General features: G+C 62.4%; 19 protein-coding genes and 1 pseudogene. 8 read left to right on the forward strand and 12 right to left on the reverse strand.

Going from position 1 to position 17,708, the window contains the following annotated elements; genetic code table 11:
* The first annotated feature begins 155 nt into the window (after positions 1 to 155).
* The 3 genes from O7A70_RS25575 (at position 156) to O7A70_RS25585 (ending at position 1,944) form a co-directional block, all read left to right on the forward strand.
* Positions 156 to 401 (forward strand): zinc-finger domain-containing protein, encoded by a 246-nt coding sequence (locus tag O7A70_RS25575; RefSeq protein WP_337142874.1) that lies wholly within the window; start codon positions 156 to 158, stop codon positions 399 to 401.
* A gap of 10 nt (positions 402 to 411) precedes the next feature.
* Positions 412 to 1,653 carry an FAD-dependent monooxygenase gene (locus O7A70_RS25580; RefSeq protein WP_337142875.1) on the forward strand — a complete coding sequence of 414 codons (1,242 nt, stop codon included), beginning with the start codon at positions 412 to 414 and terminating at the stop codon, positions 1,651 to 1,653.
* Between the two features lie 96 nt (positions 1,654 to 1,749).
* Positions 1,750 to 1,944 (forward strand): hypothetical protein, encoded by a 195-nt coding sequence (locus O7A70_RS25585; RefSeq protein ID WP_337142876.1) that lies wholly within the window; start codon positions 1,750 to 1,752, stop codon positions 1,942 to 1,944.
* A 12-nt stretch (positions 1,945 to 1,956) separates the two neighbouring features.
* Here O7A70_RS25585 and O7A70_RS25590 read toward each other — a convergent pair whose 3' ends face one another.
* The 8 genes and pseudogenes from O7A70_RS25590 to O7A70_RS25625 all read right to left on the reverse strand — a co-directional run bounded on the left by O7A70_RS25590 (position 1,957) and on the right by O7A70_RS25625 (position 8,923).
* Positions 1,957 to 2,622, reverse strand: coding sequence for a TIGR02117 family protein (locus O7A70_RS25590; protein WP_337142877.1), 666 nt, complete (start codon positions 2,620 to 2,622; stop codon positions 1,957 to 1,959).
* A gap of 117 nt (positions 2,623 to 2,739) precedes the next feature.
* Complete coding sequence (locus tag O7A70_RS25595) at positions 2,740 to 3,489, reverse strand: amino acid ABC transporter ATP-binding protein (protein WP_031213892.1); 750 nt, start codon at positions 3,487 to 3,489, stop codon at positions 2,740 to 2,742.
* A gap of 79 nt (positions 3,490 to 3,568) precedes the next feature.
* Positions 3,569 to 4,726, reverse strand: a complete 1,158-nt coding sequence (locus O7A70_RS25600; protein ID WP_337107966.1) for an amino acid ABC transporter permease — start codon at positions 4,724 to 4,726, stop codon at positions 3,569 to 3,571.
* Positions 4,727 to 4,730: 4 nt separating this feature from the next.
* Positions 4,731 to 5,918: an amino acid ABC transporter permease gene (locus O7A70_RS25605; RefSeq protein ID WP_027144473.1), complete on the reverse strand. Its 1,188-nt coding sequence runs from the start codon at positions 5,916 to 5,918 to the stop codon at positions 4,731 to 4,733.
* A 62-nt stretch (positions 5,919 to 5,980) separates the two neighbouring features.
* On the reverse strand, positions 5,981 to 7,009 hold the full coding sequence (locus tag O7A70_RS25610) for an amino acid ABC transporter substrate-binding protein (protein ID WP_337142878.1): 1,029 nt from the start codon (positions 7,007 to 7,009) through the stop codon (positions 5,981 to 5,983).
* Positions 7,010 to 7,034: 25 nt separating this feature from the next.
* Positions 7,035 to 7,277, reverse strand: coding sequence for a hypothetical protein (locus O7A70_RS25615; protein ID WP_337142879.1), 243 nt, complete (start codon positions 7,275 to 7,277; stop codon positions 7,035 to 7,037).
* 168 nt (positions 7,278 to 7,445) lie between these two features.
* Positions 7,446 to 8,279 carry a DUF2182 domain-containing protein gene (locus O7A70_RS25620; protein WP_337142880.1) on the reverse strand — a complete coding sequence of 278 codons (834 nt, stop codon included), beginning with the start codon at positions 8,277 to 8,279 and terminating at the stop codon, positions 7,446 to 7,448.
* A 9-nt stretch (positions 8,280 to 8,288) separates the two neighbouring features.
* Positions 8,289 to 8,923: pseudogene (locus tag O7A70_RS25625) on the reverse strand (DUF1326 domain-containing protein).
* 352 nt (positions 8,924 to 9,275) lie between these two features.
* Between O7A70_RS25625 and O7A70_RS25630 the strand changes: the two are divergent.
* From O7A70_RS25630 to O7A70_RS25650, 5 genes are all read left to right on the forward strand, one after another.
* Positions 9,276 to 10,463 (forward strand): cystathionine beta-lyase, encoded by a 1,188-nt coding sequence (locus O7A70_RS25630; protein WP_337142881.1) that lies wholly within the window; start codon positions 9,276 to 9,278, stop codon positions 10,461 to 10,463.
* A 207-nt stretch (positions 10,464 to 10,670) separates the two neighbouring features.
* Positions 10,671 to 11,750, forward strand: a complete 1,080-nt coding sequence (locus tag O7A70_RS25635) for an HPP family protein (RefSeq protein WP_337142882.1) — start codon at positions 10,671 to 10,673, stop codon at positions 11,748 to 11,750.
* 128 nt (positions 11,751 to 11,878) lie between these two features.
* The gene (locus O7A70_RS25640; RefSeq protein WP_337142883.1) at positions 11,879 to 12,565 is read left to right on the forward strand and encodes an RNA polymerase sigma factor; all 687 of its coding nucleotides are present in this window, start codon (positions 11,879 to 11,881) and stop codon (positions 12,563 to 12,565) included.
* A gap of 106 nt (positions 12,566 to 12,671) precedes the next feature.
* A complete protein-coding gene (locus O7A70_RS25645) occupies positions 12,672 to 13,196 on the forward strand; it encodes a DUF4142 domain-containing protein (protein WP_337142884.1) in 525 nt (174 codons plus the stop codon).
* On the forward strand, positions 13,193 to 13,516 hold the full coding sequence (locus tag O7A70_RS25650) for a cupredoxin domain-containing protein (RefSeq protein WP_337142885.1): 324 nt from the start codon (positions 13,193 to 13,195) through the stop codon (positions 13,514 to 13,516). The genes O7A70_RS25645 and O7A70_RS25650 overlap by 4 nt, the downstream gene beginning before the upstream one ends.
* A gap of 22 nt (positions 13,517 to 13,538) precedes the next feature.
* Here O7A70_RS25650 and O7A70_RS25655 read toward each other — a convergent pair whose 3' ends face one another.
* The 4 genes from O7A70_RS25655 to O7A70_RS25670 form a co-directional block, all read right to left on the reverse strand.
* Entirely contained in the window at positions 13,539 to 14,765 is a 1,227-nt protein-coding gene (locus O7A70_RS25655) for an anion transporter (protein ID WP_027144480.1), read from the reverse strand.
* A gap of 148 nt (positions 14,766 to 14,913) precedes the next feature.
* Positions 14,914 to 15,876 carry a glycosyltransferase family 4 protein gene (locus O7A70_RS25660; RefSeq protein WP_337142886.1) on the reverse strand — a complete coding sequence of 321 codons (963 nt, stop codon included), beginning with the start codon at positions 15,874 to 15,876 and terminating at the stop codon, positions 14,914 to 14,916.
* A gap of 211 nt (positions 15,877 to 16,087) precedes the next feature.
* Positions 16,088 to 16,876 (reverse strand): GGDEF domain-containing protein, encoded by a 789-nt coding sequence (locus O7A70_RS25665; RefSeq protein WP_337142887.1) that lies wholly within the window; start codon positions 16,874 to 16,876, stop codon positions 16,088 to 16,090.
* 202 nt (positions 16,877 to 17,078) lie between these two features.
* Complete coding sequence (locus tag O7A70_RS25670; RefSeq protein ID WP_337143003.1) at positions 17,079 to 17,300, reverse strand: hypothetical protein; 222 nt, start codon at positions 17,298 to 17,300, stop codon at positions 17,079 to 17,081.
* Positions 17,301 to 17,708 lie beyond the last annotated feature (408 nt).

The following is a 17,708-nucleotide window of genomic DNA, read 5'->3' on the forward strand; positions in this document are numbered from 1 at the left end:
CCGCCCGCCTCGGCCGGTTAACCGGCTTAACTTATCCTGTGGCAGGCTTTTGCGACAGTTCTCTGACAGGCTTTTGCGACAGTTTGATTTCATCGAACTTGCAAAGAGGTTTGATATGATCCAGATGCAGAAGAGACTGCGTTAAGGAGACGACGATGGCAGGCGGTTCCATTCCCCATTTCCAGAACGATGCGGGCCATCCGGCAATCGACATCGGGGTCAAGGAATTCATGTGCACGGGCGCCAACCCGCCTTTCGATCATCCGCACGTGTTTCTGGACATGGGCGACGACAATGAGAAAGTCTGCCCCTACTGCTCGACCCTCTACCGCTATTCGCCGAAGCTGAAGCCGACGGAAACGCTGCCGGCGGGCTGCCTTTACATCGACCAGGCCGCCTGACCTCTCGATCATGAGCGAGACGCGGTCCCGGCAGGTCGTGATTGCCGGGGCTGGCATCGCCGGGCTGACGGCAGCGATCGCCTTCGCCGAACGCGGCTACCCCGTGAGGGTGTTCGAACAGGCCAAGCGCCTCGACGCGGCGGGCGCCGGCATCCAGCTCTCGCCAAACGCGACGCGCATTCTGTGCCGGCTTGGCGTCCTCGACACGCTTCTCGCCAATGCCGTCAAGCCGGAAGCCGTGGTGCTGAAGGACGCCGCGAGCCTGCGCCAACTGGCACGCGTGCCGCTTGGCGGCGCCGGCGAGGAACGCTGGGGGGCGCCCTATCTCGTGGCGCACCGGGCGGATCTGCAAGACGCCCTGATGGCGCGCGTCGCGCAAATGCCCGGCATCCAGCTCACCACCGGCGCGCGCGTCGGCAACATCGCCGCCGGCACGCACGGCGTCACCGTGACCGCCGAGATGGACGGCAAGCCCGTCCAGGCAGCGGGTTTCCTTTTGGTGGGCGCCGACGGCGTCTGGTCGTCGGTGCGGAGGCTTGCCGGCCCAGGCGGCGGAGCCGGCCTCGCGAACAGCCAATTCTCCGGCGAACTGGCCTGGCGCGCGACGGTGAGCGCGGACAGTGAAGCCGGGCGAGCCTTTGCCGCGATCGGCGCCCCCGACTGCGTCACCACCTTCCTGCACCCCGGCTTTCATCTGGTGGCCTATCCCGTGAGCAAGGGTGACGCGTTCAACCTTGTCGCTTTCACCGAAGGCGAGCGCATTGCCGAGGGCTGGTCCGGACACACCGATCCCGGCATCCTCGCCAGCGCCATGCGTGGCACGGCCGCGGGCCTTGCAAGACTGGTGGAATTGGCTGGCCCATGGCTGACCTGGCCACTCCATACAGTCGAACGGAAACAGCCCTGGACGATGCCAGCCGGCATCGCGCTGATCGGCGACGCCGCACATGCGATGACCCCGTTCGCGGCGCAAGGTGCCGCCATGGCGATCGAGGACGCCGCGATGCTTGCTGATTTCATTGCCGACTTCCCCGGCGACCTGACGCAAAGCCTCACCATCTGGGAGAAGCTGAGACGACCGCGCATCGAAAAGGTGCTGAAACGCGGCGCGCTCAACCGCCTCGCCTGGCACGCCCGGGGACCGGTGGCATTGGCGCGCAATCTCCTCCTGGCGACGCGGCCGGGAGAGAAGCTCGCGGCGGATTTGGATTGGCTTTATGGGTGGGAGGCGAGAAAGATTGTAAGGCGGTAAAACGCAGTCGCGACAATGAAGCTCGATAGATCGGCGCTGCGAAAGAGCAAAACGTTCGTGTTCGACAACGACCGCCGCAGACAATAGAATACGCCTATGAGCAAAGTCATCCGATATGGGATGGATCCGGCGAACCCGCCGCCGCTGACGGAAAGCCAAAAGGCGGAAATCGCCAAGCTGAAGGCTCGGCTCGAAGGTGATGTCGATACCAGCGATATACCAGAACTGAGCGAGGAGTTTTGGCGGCGAGCTGTGACTTGGCGTAGACTGACTACATCCCAGCTAGTCTAGAACGCTCAGCCATCAATTATACAGCCGCATCGACAGCCCAAGCGATGCCGGCAGCGGGTTCCACCAGCCGGTGCGCAGGCCGGCGGTGCGCAGTGCCGCCGCCGTCCAGGTGTTGCAGCCGATCAGCGCGTTGAAACGGCCATTGGCCTCATAAAAACGGTCGAAATTGGAGTAGGCGGCATTGTCGATGACGATCGGGCCGCTCGGTCCCTGCTGAAAACTCGCGTCGATGAAGTCGAGCAATGCGGCGAAACGGTCCTTGTCCACGTCGAAGCCGGCGACATCGGGGTGCGCCTCGGTGATATCGCCGGCGAGGTCGACATGCATCACCGAAGCGTCGAGCGTCAGCGCCTTGAATACCGGCAGGGTCTTCACTTGCGACCATGTCGGCGTTTCCAGGTAAAAGGCCCGCCCACCCCAGCCGAAGACGATGTAGCGCACTTCAGGTGCGTCCGAAGGCAGGCCGGCATCGGTCAGGAAACGGAAGCGCCGGCGCATCTCGTCGTCCACCGGAATGGCGATGTCGGTGTGGATCGCGTTCTTCAGCACCAATATGCGCCGCGTGCCCTCACCCGCGGCGGCCGCCGGCCAGAGCGGCCGCGGCACCAGCGTGCCGAGCGCCACGGCGAGCACCACTGCCGCAATCAGCAAGGCCAGGAAACGCAGGAGTTTTCTCATCGGTGCGGCTTCGCGATTCCGTTCGCGGCTCAATGGAGAAGATCATTACCTGACGAGCCAGACGCAAAAAAGCCCGGCATGGCGCGGCCGAGCTTTTTCGAATCGGCGTCGGAGCGTTCAGTGCAGGATCTGCGACAGGAACAGTTTCGTGCGTTCGTGGCGCGGATGGTCGAAGAACTCGGCCGGCGTGTTCTGCTCGACGATCTGGCCCTGATCCATGAAGATCACCCGGTTGGCGACTTTCCGCGCAAAGCCCATCTCGTGGGTGACGCAGAGCATGGTCATGCCTTCTTCGGCCAGTCCAACCATGGTCTCCAGCACTTCCTTGATCATTTCGGGGTCGAGTGCCGAGGTCGGCTCGTCGAACAGCATGATGCGCGGGTTCATGCACAGCGAGCGGGCGATCGCCACGCGCTGCTGCTGGCCGCCGGAAAGCTGGCCCGGATATTTGTTGGCCTGCTCGGGAATCTTGACCCGCTTGAGGAAATGCATGGCGATTTCCTCGGCCTGCTTCTTCGGTGTCTTGCGCACCCAGATCGGCGCCAGCGTGCAGTTCTCCAGGATGGTCAGATGCGGGAACAGGTTGAAGTGCTGGAACACCATGCCGACCTCGCGGCGCACCTCGTCGATCTTCTTCAGATCGTTGGTGAGTTCCTTGCCGTCGACGATGATCTTGCCCTTCTGGTGCTCCTCCAGCCGGTTGATGCAGCGGATCATGGTCGACTTGCCAGACCCGGACGGTCCGCAAATGACGATGCGCTCGCCGCGCATCACCTTCAGATTGATGTCCTTCAGCACATGGAACTCGCCATACCATTTGTGCATGGCGATGATGTCGATGGCGACATCGGTGGTGGAAATCTGCATCTTGGCGGCGTTGACCTTGATCTCTTCCGCGCTGACGGCGTTTTCGGTGGCCATGGCTGGGGTCCCCTTGTTCTTTTGTTTAGCGTTTGTAGCCGGTGTCGAGCCGGCGTTCCGTGTACATTGAATAGCGCGACATGCCGAAGCAGAACAGCCAGAAGACGAAGGCCGCGAAGACCAGGCCGGATTTCGCGGTCTGCGCCGTTGCCCAATTGGCATCCGAGAAGTTCTGCTTGACGATGCCGAGCAGGTCGAACATCGAGATGATGAGGACCAGGCTGGTGTCCTTGAACATGCCGATGAAGGTATTGACGATGCCGGGGATGACCAGCTTCAGCGCCTGCGGCAACACGATCAACCCCATCTTCTGCCAGTAGCCGAGGCCGAGCGAATCGGCGCCTTCATACTGGCCCTTGGGGATCGCCTGCAGGCCGCCGCGCACCACTTCGGCCATATAGGCCGCCGCAAACAGCGACACACCAATCAGCGCCCTCAGATACTTGTCGAAAGTGACGCCGGCCGGCAGGAACAGCGGCAGCATGACGCTGACGAAAAACAGAACGGTGATCAGCGGTATGCCGCGCACGGCTTCGATGAAGATAACGCACAGCATCTTGACGATCGGCATCTTCGATCGCCGCCCGAGCGCCAGCACGGTCCCCAGCGGCAACGACACGGCGATGCCGACGAAGGACAGGCTCAGCGTGATCAGCAGCCCGCCCCAGCGCGAGGTTTCGACATGCGGCAGGCCGAATATGCCGCCGACCAGAAGGAAGAAGGAAACGATCGGCAGCACCAGGAAGAGCAGGATGGCATTCAGCCCCTTGCGCGGCACACGCGGCATCAGCATCGGCACCAGCAGTACCACGAACAGGATGGCGACCAGGATCGGCCGCCAGCGCTCCTCGACCGGATAGGTGCCGAACATGAACTGGCCGAACTTGGCGTTGACGAAAGCCCAGCAGGCTCCGCTCCAGCCGTCGGGCTGAATGCCGCCTTGCGCAACGGTCGCGCAGACCGTGCGATCCGGCCCGGTCCACTGTGCGTTGATGAACGCCCAGTTGATGACCTGCGGCAGAATCCAGGCGACGATGACGATGCCGAGGATGGTGAGGATGGTGTCGCCGACCGAACCGATCAGGTTCCTGCGCACCCAGGCGATGGGGCCGCTGACGCTCGCCGGCGCGGGCTGCGCGAGCGCCATCTCGGTACGCACCCAGGACATGTCATGTTCCTGCATGGCTCTACCTCTCCACCAGCGCCATTCTGGCGTTGACCACGTTCATGACAGCCGAGGTCACAAGGCTGAGTATGAGATAGGCGATCATCATGATCAGCACGCCTTCGACCGCCTGCCCGGTCTGGTTCAGAACCGTGCCGGCTGTCGCCGTCAGGTCGGGATAACCGATGGCGATCGCCAGCGAGGAGTTCTTGGTCAGGTTGAGATACTGGCTGGTCAGCGGTGGGATCACGATGCGCATGGCCTGCGGCACCACGACCAGCCGCAAGATCGACCCGGATCGCAGGCCAAGTGCCGCCGCCGCCTCGGTCTGGCCCTTGCTGACGCCCCTGATGCCGGCGCGCACGATTTCGGCGATGAAGGCCGCCGTGTAGCAGGACAGCGCCAGATAGAGCGACAGGAATTCCGGCTTGACCTGGAAGCCGCCGGTCAGGTTGAAGGTCGACTGTTTCGGCAAATCAAAGCTCAGCGGAAAGCCGCTCAGCACGTAAGCGAGCAGCGGCAGGCCGACGATCAGCGCGGCGGACGTCCAGAACACCGGAAATTGCTGGCCTGTCGCCATCTGCCGCTGACGCGCCTTGCGGGCGACGAACCAGGACATGGCGATGCCCACGACAAGGGCGACCAGGATCAGCCAGGAGCCGTCGCCCCAGACCGGGCGGGGAAAATAGAAGCCGCGCTGGTTGAGGAAGGAGCCGAAAGGCAGATGATAGGAGTCGCGCGGCGGCGGCAGTACGGCGAGCACGCCGGAATACCAGAAGAAGATGACCAGCAGCGGCGGGATGTTGCGGAAAATCTCGACATAGACCGTGCAGATCTTCTGGATCAGCCAGTTCTGCGACAGGCGGCCGATGCCGATGACGAAGCCGATGATGGTGGCGGTGATGATGCCGGCGGCGGCAACGATGATGGTGTTGATCAGGCCGACGATGATGGCGCGGCCATAGGTCGAGTCCGACGTATAGGCGATCGGCGTGTCCGATATGTCGAATCCGGCGCGCCCCTTGAGGAAGCCGAAGCCGGAGGCGATGTGCAGGCGATGCAGATTGTCGATGACGTTCTGCACGATCCACCAGATGGAGCCGAACAACAAGACGACGACCAGCGTCTGGAAGAAGAGACTGCGTATTCTCGGATCATTGACGAAGGAGCCGCGGCTCGGCTCCTCGCGTAGGATTTCCTGCGATGCCATGTCACGTCCCCTGTGAAAGAGAAACCGGAAGGCAGGTGCCTGCCTTCCGGATCACATTTCGATCAGCGGATCGGCGGCGCGTATTGCAGGCCGCCCTTGGTCCACAGCGCATTGATGCCACGGGCGATCTTGAGCGGGCTGCCCGAGCCGACATTGCGGTCGAACATTTCGCCGTAATTGCCGACAGCCCTGACGATATTGACGACCCAGTCGTTGGAGACGCCGAGATCGGTGCCGATCTTGGTATCGGCTTCCTGGCCGAGCACACGCTTGATCTCCGGGCTGGCGGAGTTCTTCATCTCGTCGACATTGGCCTTGGTGATGCCGAGTTCCTCGGCATCGAGCAGAGCGAAATAGGTCCACTTGACGATGTGGTACCACTGGTCGTCGCCCTGGCGAACGGCAGGTCCGAGCGGCTCTTTCGAGATGATCTCGGGCAGCACGACGTGATCGGCCGGCGAGCCGAGCGTCAAGCGAATGCCGTAAAGGCCCGACTGGTCGGTGGTGTAGACGTCGCAGCGGCCGGCATCATAGGCGGCGTTGACCTCTTCCAATTTCTCGAAGACGACCGGATTGTATTCCATCTTGTTCGCCTTGAAATAGTCGGCGAGGTTGAGTTCGGTGGTCGTGCCGCTCTGCACGCAGACGGCGGCGCCCGAAAGCTGCAGCGCCGAATTGACGCCCGGCAGCTTCTTGGCGTTGATCATGAAGCCCTGGCCGTCATAGTAGGTCGTGCCGATGAAATTCAGGCCGAGCGCGGTGTCGCGGTTGATCGTCCAGGTGGTGTTGCGCGACAGGATGTCGACCTCACCGGACTGCAGCGCGGTGAAGCGCTCCTTGGCGCTGAGCGGCGTGAACTTGACCTTGGTGCCGTCACCGAAAACGGCGGCGGCAACCGCGCGGCAGAAATCGGCGTCGATGCCTTGCCAGTCGCCCTTGTCGTCCGGCGCGGAAAAGCCGGCCAGACCGGTCGAGACGCCGCACTGGATGAAGCCCTTCGCCTTGACGGTGTCGAGCGTCGCGGCTGACGCGGCCGACGCCATCAGTCCGAGCGTGGCGACGCCAAGAATGCCGATAGCAATGTGTTTCATAACCCACAGACCCTTTTCTGTTTTTTCAGGCAAAACCCTGATCTTTTTTCCCTTGTGAACGCAGCTCCCATCCCGGCCCATTCCCGAAACCCCGCATCGCAAACCGACGCGCCGCCTCCCATTCACGAACAGCATCGAAGGCGATAATTCCCGTGAGGTCAAGGAAAATGACCGAATTGCAACGGGTTTGAAAATCGATTGCCTGAAATGCCTGAATTGCAGACAGATGCGCCCGCGATTTAGTCAGAAGCGCAAATTTGCTCGGCAAAGCTCATTTGACGCGGATGTGAGCCGGTGCTGTAAAATCCGTTCCGGGCTATACCTTAGCGTTACTGCCCTCAGCACGAAATGCATTGACGTTGCGTGATACCCTTCGGCCGACGATACCCCCTGATTGCCGGCCAATATTGCTTGTGGACAAAGTTGGCGCGCACTCTCAAAGCGCCGGAAAGATGAGAAAGGCGCCGACCGCAACCATCAATGCACCGGAGACCCGCGGGATCAATTGCCCAGTTGGGACCACCTTCTCCAGGAGAACAAGGAAGGCGATGCCGGCGATCCACAAGAGGTTCATGACACCGCCGACAAACAGCAGGGCCATCAGCGCCCAGCAGCAGCCGAGACAATATGCGCCGTGATCGATGCCGAGCCGAAGCGCGCCGGACGCGGTGGTGCGGAACCCGCCATGGCTCGCCAGGAACGCGATCGGCGCCTGGCATTGGCGCAGGCAGACGCCCTTGATCGGCGTCCATTGATAAAGGCCGGCGGCGATGAGGACGAGGCCACCTACTACGGCACTGCCGGTCGCCATCGCGGGGTTGAGCAAGGCGAAACGGGCGAGCAGCCATTGCGCACCGGTGGCCACGATGCTGAAGACGACCCAGACGATGAGATAACCGGCAAAAAACCATGCCGTCGAAGCGACAGGGCGGCCATCCGCCAGCGCCTTGCGGCCGACGCCGGCATAGAGCAGCAACATCGGCGCGACCGACGGCGTCATCATGCCGATCATCATCACAGCCCACATCGTGAAGATGAAAACGAAATCGGCCGATGCCCAAGCCCGGAAACCCGGCGCCACGGCGGCACCCATATCTATGTTCGACATGTACAATCCGGCCATGTCGCCGCCCGATATAGGGGCACCAGGCATCATAACGGCAGCGAGCCAAAGGATATAGGCCCAGGCGAGCGCGACAATCACGACGAGCGCGCCCGTCACGACCGCATGGTCGCGCCGCAGCACCGCATTGAGTGCCGTATCGCCCATTGGATCAGCTCAATGCACGACGCCGCTCTGCGTGAGATGCAGATTGGCGAAATGGCTGTGCGTATCGGCTACCTCGAACTTGATCGGGCCCGTTGCCTTGGTCCAGCCGCGCCCGATTTCGGCGATCGCGTATTCGAAGCCGCGCGGTAGGTCGATGCGCGCCCTGTGCCGGGCGCCGGTGACCGGATTCTTGATCGGCTCGCCTTGGCCATCGGTTATGCCATTGACATGCAGCCGCCCGGTTCGCGCGTCGACGTCGACCGCGAAATCGATCGGGGCGAAGATCGGGTCATGGAACTTCTCCAGCGTGGTCGAGAACACCTCGAACATGGTTGCGCCGGGCTCGGTGTCAAGGCCGCCGAAAATGCGCAGCAACGCGTTGCGCTGGGCTTCGGTCGCCCGCTCGTCGATGATCACAGCCGCTTCGCCCTTGCCCTCGTGGATAGCGCCCGGCCAGCGGAAGATCCCGACAAGCCGTAGCCCGTCGAGCCTGGTGTCGCCATGGTGACCGGTCTCGATCTCCATGCCGGCAACGGCTTGGCAGAAACCATGGGTCGGCAAGGCATTGAACTGGCAGGGCAACCATAGGCGCAATTGCAGCTGACGAATTCGCGCGCCTTCATTGTCCATTTGACATCAGGCATGGCATTCCTCCCTTTGCCGCGCTCGGTAAGCGCGATACCCGGATCGGGAGGACCAGGCGGTCAACCGGCAACAATCATCCGGCAGCATCTGATCGAGGCAGTCCGGCGATTAATATTAGAAGTTTATTATATAACTTTCACCGCCGGCTACAATAGGTAGATCGGCTAGCTATCGAAATTGCCAACAAGACATTGCCACACGGTCGGCCGGTTTCAGAATCCGAGCCTGGCTGCGATGTCCCCCAGACCGAGAATTGGCATATTCGAAGTCCATTCCTGGCGGACAGTGGGCTGTTGCACGGCCCACGACGCCGCACTATGGCTACCGCCCTATCAAACAAGGCGACCAAGAATGGCGAAAGACGGCAGCGAGCAGGGTTCCGGCAAGGTGGGCATCAACACGCGGCTTGCCCATTCGGGCAACAACCCGCACGACTATTTCGGCTTCGTCAATCCGCCGGTGGTGCATGCCTCGACCGTGCTGTACCCCAATGCCGCCGCGATGGCCGCACGCAACCAGAAATACACCTACGGCACGCGCGGCACACCGACGACCGATGCCCTTGCACTGGCGATCGATGCGCTGGAGGGATCCGCCGGCACCATCGTGGTGCCATCGGGCCTGGCGGCGGTAACCATTCCGCTGCTCGCCTTCCTATCGGCGGGCGACCATCTGCTGATCGTCGATTCCGTCTATCACCCCACGAGAAACTTCGCCGACACGATGCTGAAGCGGTTGGGCGCCGAGGTCGAGTATTATGCTCCCAATGTCGGCGCCGGCATCGCGGCGTTGATCAAGCCGAACACCAAAGTGGTGTTCACCGAATCGCCGGCCTCCAATACGTTCGAGGTGCAGGATATCCCGGCAATCGCCAAGGCGGCGCATGCGGCCGGCGCCATCGTGATGATGGACAACACCTGGGCGACGCCGCTCTATTTCCGGCCGCTGGACCATGGCGTCGACATCTCGATCCACGCGGCGACGAAATATCCGGCCGGACATTCGGACGTGCTGCTCGGCACGGTCTCGGCCACTGAGGCCTGTTGGAAGCAGCTCTACGAGAGCTTTTGCACGCTTGGCTGCTGTGCGGGCCCCGACGATGTCTATCAGGTGCTGCGCGGCCTGCGCACAATGGGCGTGCGGCTCGAGCATCATCAGCGCAGCGCACTCGCCATCGCGTCGTGGCTCGAAGGCCAGAAGGGCGTGGCGCGCGTGCTCCACCCTGCCCTTCCCAGCCATCCGGATCACGCCCTATGGAAACGCGACTTCCGCGGTTCGAGCGGCATCTTTTCCATCGTGCTTGCCGGCGGCGGCCAGAAGGAGCAGCACGCTTTCCTGGACGCGTTGCAGATCTTCGGTCTCGGCTATTCCTGGGGCGGCTATGAGAGCCTCGCTGTGCCTGTCTGGCTTGGCGACCGCGTCGTTGCGAAAGGCCCTTACGAAGGTCCGTTGATCCGCCTGCAGATCGGCCTCGAGGATGTCGACGACTTGAAAGCCGACATCCAGCGCGGGCTTACGGCGGCGGCACGCACGGACTGACGTCAGACAGACCCGGCAAAGGGTCGCAAGCCCTTGACGCTGATGACAAAGCGGGAGCCGCAGCCAGCACTCCGGCGAAAGCCGGCGCGCAATATTATTCTCCTGCGCCGCGACTTTACGGATTTGTTTGACTTTCAAATCGGCGAATTCGGCCGCATTGCGTGCCGCACGCATCCTCGACAGATCCATTCCTCGCAAAGTTTCTCCATGGCCTTTCGTCTTTTTGTCCCCATCCTAGCCGGCGCGACGCTGCGTGAACGCATCCTGGCGTGTATCGGCGCCACGATCGGCATCGCGCTGACCGGCGTGATCAGCGGACTGGCGATGGGCGGCGGCCCGCATGTGGCCCTACTGGTGGCGCCGATGGGCGCATCCGCCGTGCTTCTGTTCGCTGTGCCCGCGAGCCCGTTGGCGCAGCCCTGGTCGATCATCGGCGGCAACTCCATATCGGCGCTGGTCGGCGTGACCGTCGCGCATTTCATCCGTGATCCGGTGATGGCCTCGGGTCTCGCGGTGGCATTGGCCATCGCCGCGATGTCGTTCACGCGCTGCCTGCATCCGCCAGGCGGCGCTGCCGCGCTGACGGCGGTGCTCGGTGGGCCGGCCGTCATCAGCGCGGGCTTCCTGTTCCCGTTCGTGCCGGTGGCCCTGAATTCGACCATCCTGGTGGCGCTGGGTTTCCTTTTCCACAAGCTGGCGCGGCGCAACTACCCGCATGTCGTGGCACCGGTCGCCAACAGCCACGGCACCGCCGATCCCCCGGCTCAGCAGCGCGCCGGTTTCCGGCCCGAGGACATCGACGCGGCGCTGACGGCGCTCGACGAGACCTTCGATATCGACCGCGACGACCTCGAACGGCTGCTGCGACAGGTCGAATTGCAGGCCATGGTGCGGTCGCACCGGACGCTGCTGTGCAAGGACATCATGTCGCGCGACGTGGTTTCGGTGCCCGAACAGGCCACCGCCGACGAGGCACGCCGGCAACTGCTCGATCACAATATCCGCACCTTGCCGGTGGTTGATGCCGAAGCAAGGCTGGTTGGCGCCGTCGGCCTACGCGAGCTGACGAAAGCCGTCGACACGGTGAAAAGCGTGATGGCAAAAGCCGGCACCGCCTCGCCCGAGACGCCGGCGATGAGCCTGCTTCCGGCGCTGACCGACGGCCGCAGCCATGCCGTGGTGATCGTCGACGGCGAGCGGCGCATTCTCGGCCTGATCACGCAGACCGACCTGTTGGCGGCCGCCGCACGCGTGCAGACAGCAGACAAAGGATTGGCGGCGGCCTAGAATAGCGAGCCCGGATCCCGCTGATCCGGGAACCTTTTGCCGGCAGGCGCATCCAACGTACAGTCAAGCGCATGTTCGAAGAGGCGCGCCTGTTCGAAGAGGCGCCTATTCGGGGAGATCCGGTCGCGATGAGCAAGCTCGCAACGCCCGCCACGGCACCCATGGTTGCCGAAAGCGTTTCCGGCGACATGCTGCTCGTCCACAAGGCACAGGCGCGCGAGCCGAATGCTTTTCGCGCCATCATGAAAATACACAATCAGCGGCTCTACCGCATCGCGCGCGGCATTCTGCGCAACGACGCCGAAGCCGAGGATGTTGTCCAGGAGGCCTATGTCAGCGCCTTCGCCAGCCTTGCGGCGTTTCGCGGCGAATCCACGCTCGCCACCTGGCTGTCGCGCATCGTCATCAACGAAGCGCTTGGCCGCCTGCGCAAGAAGCGTCGCATGGTGGAGATGCCCGACAACCCGGAAGCGCAAATCATCCGGTTTCCCCTCAATTCCAATGATGATCCGGAGCGCGCGATGGCGCAGCGGCAGATTCTCGCACTTGTCGAACGGGCGACCGACAGCTTGCCCGACATTTACCGCATGGTCTTCGTCGCCCGCGTCATCGAGGGCCTGAGCATGGAAGAAACCGCCGATTTGCTTGGCGTGCGGCCGGAGACCATCAAGACGAGGCTGCACCGGGCCCGTGTCCTGCTACGCAAGGCGCTGGACGATGAAATCGGCCCTGTGCTGCTCGATGCCTTCCCGTTCGCCGGGCGGCGCTGCGAGCGACTGACCCGGGCGGTGATGGAACGGCTGGGCTTCGAATGATGCGGTCCTGATTTTCGGGAACGTTTCTCTCCGCCCCGCATCCAATGGGCGTCAACTGAAAGATTTGAGCCCGGCGCCTCTTCGCGGTCGGGCCAAGGAGGATGCCATGTTCACCCGATATACCGTTGCCCTTGCCGCCCTGCTTCTCGTCGGCACCGCCCCGGTCTCGCAAGCCGCCGACAAGCCGACCGACCCGCAGATCGCCCATATCGCCTATACGGCAGGCGTCCTCGATATCGAGGCGGCCAAGCAGGCGATCAAGACATCGAAGAACAAGGAGGTCGTCGATTTCGCCAAGGACATGGAGCGCGACCACGAAGCGGTGAACAAGCAGGCGCTCGACCTCGTCAAGAAGCTCAAGGTGAAGCCCGAGGACAACGCCACCAGCCAGGCGCTGACGAAGGCCGCGAAAGAGGAACGCGCCAAGCTCGCCAAGCTGAAAGGCGCGGCCTTCGACAAGGCCTATATCGAAAACGAGGTCGCTTATCACAAGCAGGTCGATGGCGCGCTCGAAACCCTGCTCATCCCCTCGGCCAGCAATGCCGAGCTGAAGAGCCTGCTCGAGACCGGCCTCAAGATCTTCCAGGGCCATGAGCAGCATGCCGAACACGTCGCCGGCATGCTGAAATGAAAGCGGGCGCCTTGGATCATCTGGCGTGGCTGGCAATGCTGGCGCTGACCCTTGCGGCGGCGCCGGCGACGGCCGCAACCATCCAGGTGACGATCGACAGGCTCGTCTATTCGCCGGCAAGCCTCCAGGCCAAAGTCGGCGACACGATCGAATGGGTGAACAAGGACGTGGTCGCCCACACGGCTACCGTGAAGGGTGGCTGGGACGTGATGATCCCGCCGAACTCCAAGGGACAAGTGACCCTCAAGACAGCGGGGGCGGTGGATTATTTCTGCCGCTTCCATCCGAACATGAGGGGCCATCTCGATGTGGCACCCTGAACCGGTCCAGCCGCAGGACCGGTCAAGACATCATCGCCAGCCAGGCAGTGCCGAACGCGAGCGTGATCAGCGTCAGCGGCAGGCCGACCTTGAAGAAGGCACCGAATGACAACGGTGTGCCTGCCGACTTGGACTGTTCGGCGACGATCAGGTTGGCGACCGAGCCGAGCAAGGTGAAGTTGCCGGCGAGCGTCGAACTCATGGCCACCACCAGCCAGGCGCGCTCGGGGTTCTCCAGGCCGGGGATGAATGGCCTGAGCGCCAGCACGGCCGGAACATTGCTCATGATGTTGGATAACACGGCGGTGAAACCCGACAGCCTCCAGACATCGTCGAGCCCGATGTTCTTGGCCGAGGCGATCATGTCTGATGTCAGCAGCGTCTTTTCCGCGCCCGCAACCACCACGAACAGACCCGCGAACATGAACAGCAGCGGTCCGTCGATCTCGCGGTAGATGCGCGATGGCTTGATGGCGCGGGTGAGCAGCAGAATGGCGCCGCCGATGAGCGCCGCCTTGGCTACGGGAACACCGGCGAAGAAGGCGATCGCCAATCCGATGCAGACGACCACCGCCTTGAGCACCTGGCCGCGATGCATGCGGCCGCGCGAGATGTGCGGCGTCAGTTCGCCGTTGCGGGTGAATTCGGCGCGATAGACGATGCGCACAATGACGATGACGGCGACAAGGCCGAACAAGGCGACCGGCGCGAGCGCCGCCGAAAAGGCCGGATAGGAAATGCCAGATAGCGCGCCGATTACCATGTTCTGCGGATTGCCGGTGATGGTGGCGACGCTGCCGCAGTTCGAAGCGGTGGCGGTGGCGATCAGATAGGGGATCGGGTTGCGGTTGATGACGCGGGTGACGTGGACGACGATCGGCGCCATGACCAGGCAGATGGCATCGTTGACCAGGAAGGCCGACAGCACGCCGGTCAGGAGCGTCACCATCACCAGGAGCATGAACGGCGCATGCGCGTGCTCGATGGCGATTGCGCCGAGACCGCGAAAGGCGCCCGATACCTTCAGATGCGCCACCACGATCATCATGCCGAGCAGAAGCGTGATGGTGTCGAAATTGATGGCGCGATAGGCGTCTTCCATGCTGAGCGCGCCGATGGCGATCATCGCGGCGCCGCCAAGCAGCGCAATGCCTGCCCGGTCAAGCCGTAGGCCAGGTATTCGGCCGATGGCCACTCCGGCATAGGTGAGGACCAGGATCAGCAGTGCCGCGGCGCCCGTCAATGTCATCGGTAGAAGCCCTGCTTGATCTGTCCGCGCACCGATGCCGGCCGCCCGCGATTCACGTGATCCCAGCTTTAGCGCGATGTCGGGATTGATGCCAAACGGCTACGTGACTATTGGCGGAGAGTATCTGAAGGCAGATGCGCGGGTGCCGCTAACGCCGATAGAAATCCAACCGCTGCTGCAACGCCTGCGGTGAAAACAGCTGCTCGACCGTCTGCCGCGCCTTGCGCCCGACCGTCGCCCGCAGGCCGGGATCGGCTTTGAGACCCGCAAGGATCCGTGCCGCCTGTTGCGTCGTTTCAAACAGGAAGCCGTTTTCGCCATGCCTGATGTGGTCGGCGTAGCCGCCATTCGCATGGCAGACCACGGGCAAACCGCAGGCCATCGCCTCGAACACCACACGGCCGAACGTCTCCAGATGGGAGCCGGTGCGATAATAAAAGACGTCGAGCGTCGGCAGAAACTGTTCGGCGGCAATTTCACCCTGCGGCAGGAGTTCGAGTTGCGGATGCGGCGCAAGCCTGTCCTTGAGTGGCATGCCACCCTGAATCCGCACCGCAATGCCATCGCCAAGCAATGCCTCATAGAGCGCCACATCGTCGGCGTGATGCTTGTCCGCCGTGTCGCGGCTCAGCCGCCCCACGGTGAACGGACCGTTTGGCCTCGCCGGCAGTGGCGAGAAGCGCTCGATATCGATCGGCGAGGCATGGACGACGCCTTCGACCTCCAGCATGCGCCTCTGAAAGTCGGAGATCAGCACCAGTTCGGCAGCGGGCCAACCCAGCAGGCGCGGCCTGCGTGTCGTCAGAGCGATGATCTTGGGATGAAAGGTGTTGAAGACATAGATCAGCCGGTGCGGCCGCGGGATCAGATAAGGCCACATCTTGTTGCGCCAATGCGCGCCAAGAAAGACATAGGTGCCGCCATCCGGCACATTGCGTGTTGCCGGGGAGACGCGGCGTATCGGAAATTCCCGCATCAGGTCTTCGCATACGCGCGACGAGGTTGCCCAGAGGCGCACCTGCGAGCCGGCGCTCAACAGCCGATACAACTCCAGGGTTTCGCGCTCACTGCCGCCAAACGGGTTCTGAAAGCCGTTGAATAAATGGATCATGATCGCGGTGCTTACTGGGTTCTATCCCGGCGCGTTTCGCCATTCATTGCCTGCACCCAAGGGTCGTGCTGTACCCGCGAACCGCACGATCGAGGGGTTTAAGAGGCAGGACTATTTCCGGCGATACTTCCTACATTGCTTGCCCGGAGGAAGCACACAGACAAGCAAGCGTCAAGGAAGCGGCCGGTGCGAGCTCGCTGCGAGGCCGCCGTCAGTGGACGGTAGCTATGCTGGGCAGAGACACCAGGGCGGCTTCCGCCGGATCGAAGCTGACCTGATCGCGCCCGTTCGACTTGGCGGCATAGAGCCGTCTGTCGGCGGCGGAGAATATCGCCTCGTAGGTCGTCGGCCCGCTGAAGCTGGTGCCGCCGATGCTGACCGAAAGCGGACAGGAGCGGCCGCCCGGGGAAAAGTCCATTTCGCGTATCCGTCGGCGGATGCCTTCGGCAACCAGCCATGATTGTGAGGGGTCGACACCGGGAAGGAATACGCCGAACTCCTCGCCGCCGATCCGGCCGACGATATCGCCGCCACGCAGCTGGCCCTTGATCGCCTGCGCGATCAGTTTGAGCGCCTGGTCGCCGCAATCATGGCCGAGGCGGTCGTTGATCGACTTGAAGTGGTCGGCATCGATGATCAGCAGCGCGCCGGAACGGGTCTCTTCCTGCTTGCGGGTCTGCTCGAGATAGGCCTCGACCAGCATCGAGAAGGCGCCGCGGTTCAATACCGCCGTCAGGCTGTCCGTCGCGGCGATGACGCTGAGGTCGCGCTGGGCTATCGCCAGCTGGCGGATCTTCCACATCAGGAAAAACAGAAACGAGCCACCCAGCACCAAGGGCAGCAGTAGGTCGGTCAGCTTCGCGCGCCAGACAGACTCGGGCGAAAGATAGGGGAAATTGAACGAATCGACGAAAAACGCCACGCCAATAAAGAATGCCGTGCCGGTGCCGGTGACGGCGATCACCCTGCCCCAGCTGGTCGGCGACAGGTCCAGCTTCATCCCTTCCACTCCGTTAGCCGTCCCTACTATGACGTGCCAACGCAAACAAAATGATAAGACTTTCCTTTCAATTCGAGATCGGATGACGGGGAGACGAGATCAGATGGCCAGTTACCGGGGCACGATCGCCCAACAGGCGGCCGTGCCCCGGTCATGGAAGCAAATTTACTCTCCGCATTTCGGACCGGGAGAATTTCCGAAGTCAGCGGCTGGACGCCGGCCCAACCGCCTCGGCGACGAAGGATGCCGCGATCAGGTCGTCGGCATCCAGTTGCAAGGAATCGCCGCCGGATCCCATGATGGCCGCGACCTTGTGAAAGATTTTCATCTCTTGGCCGGAAATTTCGGCATCCTGCATTCGGGCCCTGAGTTCGGCGATACGCCGCCCCAAGGCAGGGGACGTTCCAATCTCACGTTTCGACATAACCTGGTTTCTCCTCCCCCAACCCGTGCTTGTTTTGCCCACCCATTCGCTTGCCCGCACATTGCCCTTTATGAGGCTCCACGAATACAAGGCCCCGAACGCGCAGTTTTGGCCAAGGTTCCAACACGGCCAGATCACGAAATAATTCCAGAGCCCGGCGGGCCCGGAACTCGTGTTCCAGATTCCATCACACGGCGTGGCAGCACTGGTAGACAAGAGTGAAGGTCAAGCGGCCGCGTGAAGTCATGCGGCGTAAGTCATTGAAATAATAGCAATACCGACAGAATTCGACCCGGTGACCATCGGCTTAGAAGGTCGAAAGAACATGAACCTTTCTCAGCAGTGTTCCAACTTGCGACACTCTGCAGCATGTGGAACAGAATAAGAAACTTGGAACTATGCGACGAA

It is taken from the genome of Mesorhizobium sp. Cs1299R1N1, from assembly GCF_037179655.1.
Taxonomy (GTDB): Bacteria; Pseudomonadota; Alphaproteobacteria; order Rhizobiales; family Rhizobiaceae; genus Mesorhizobium; species Mesorhizobium salmacidum.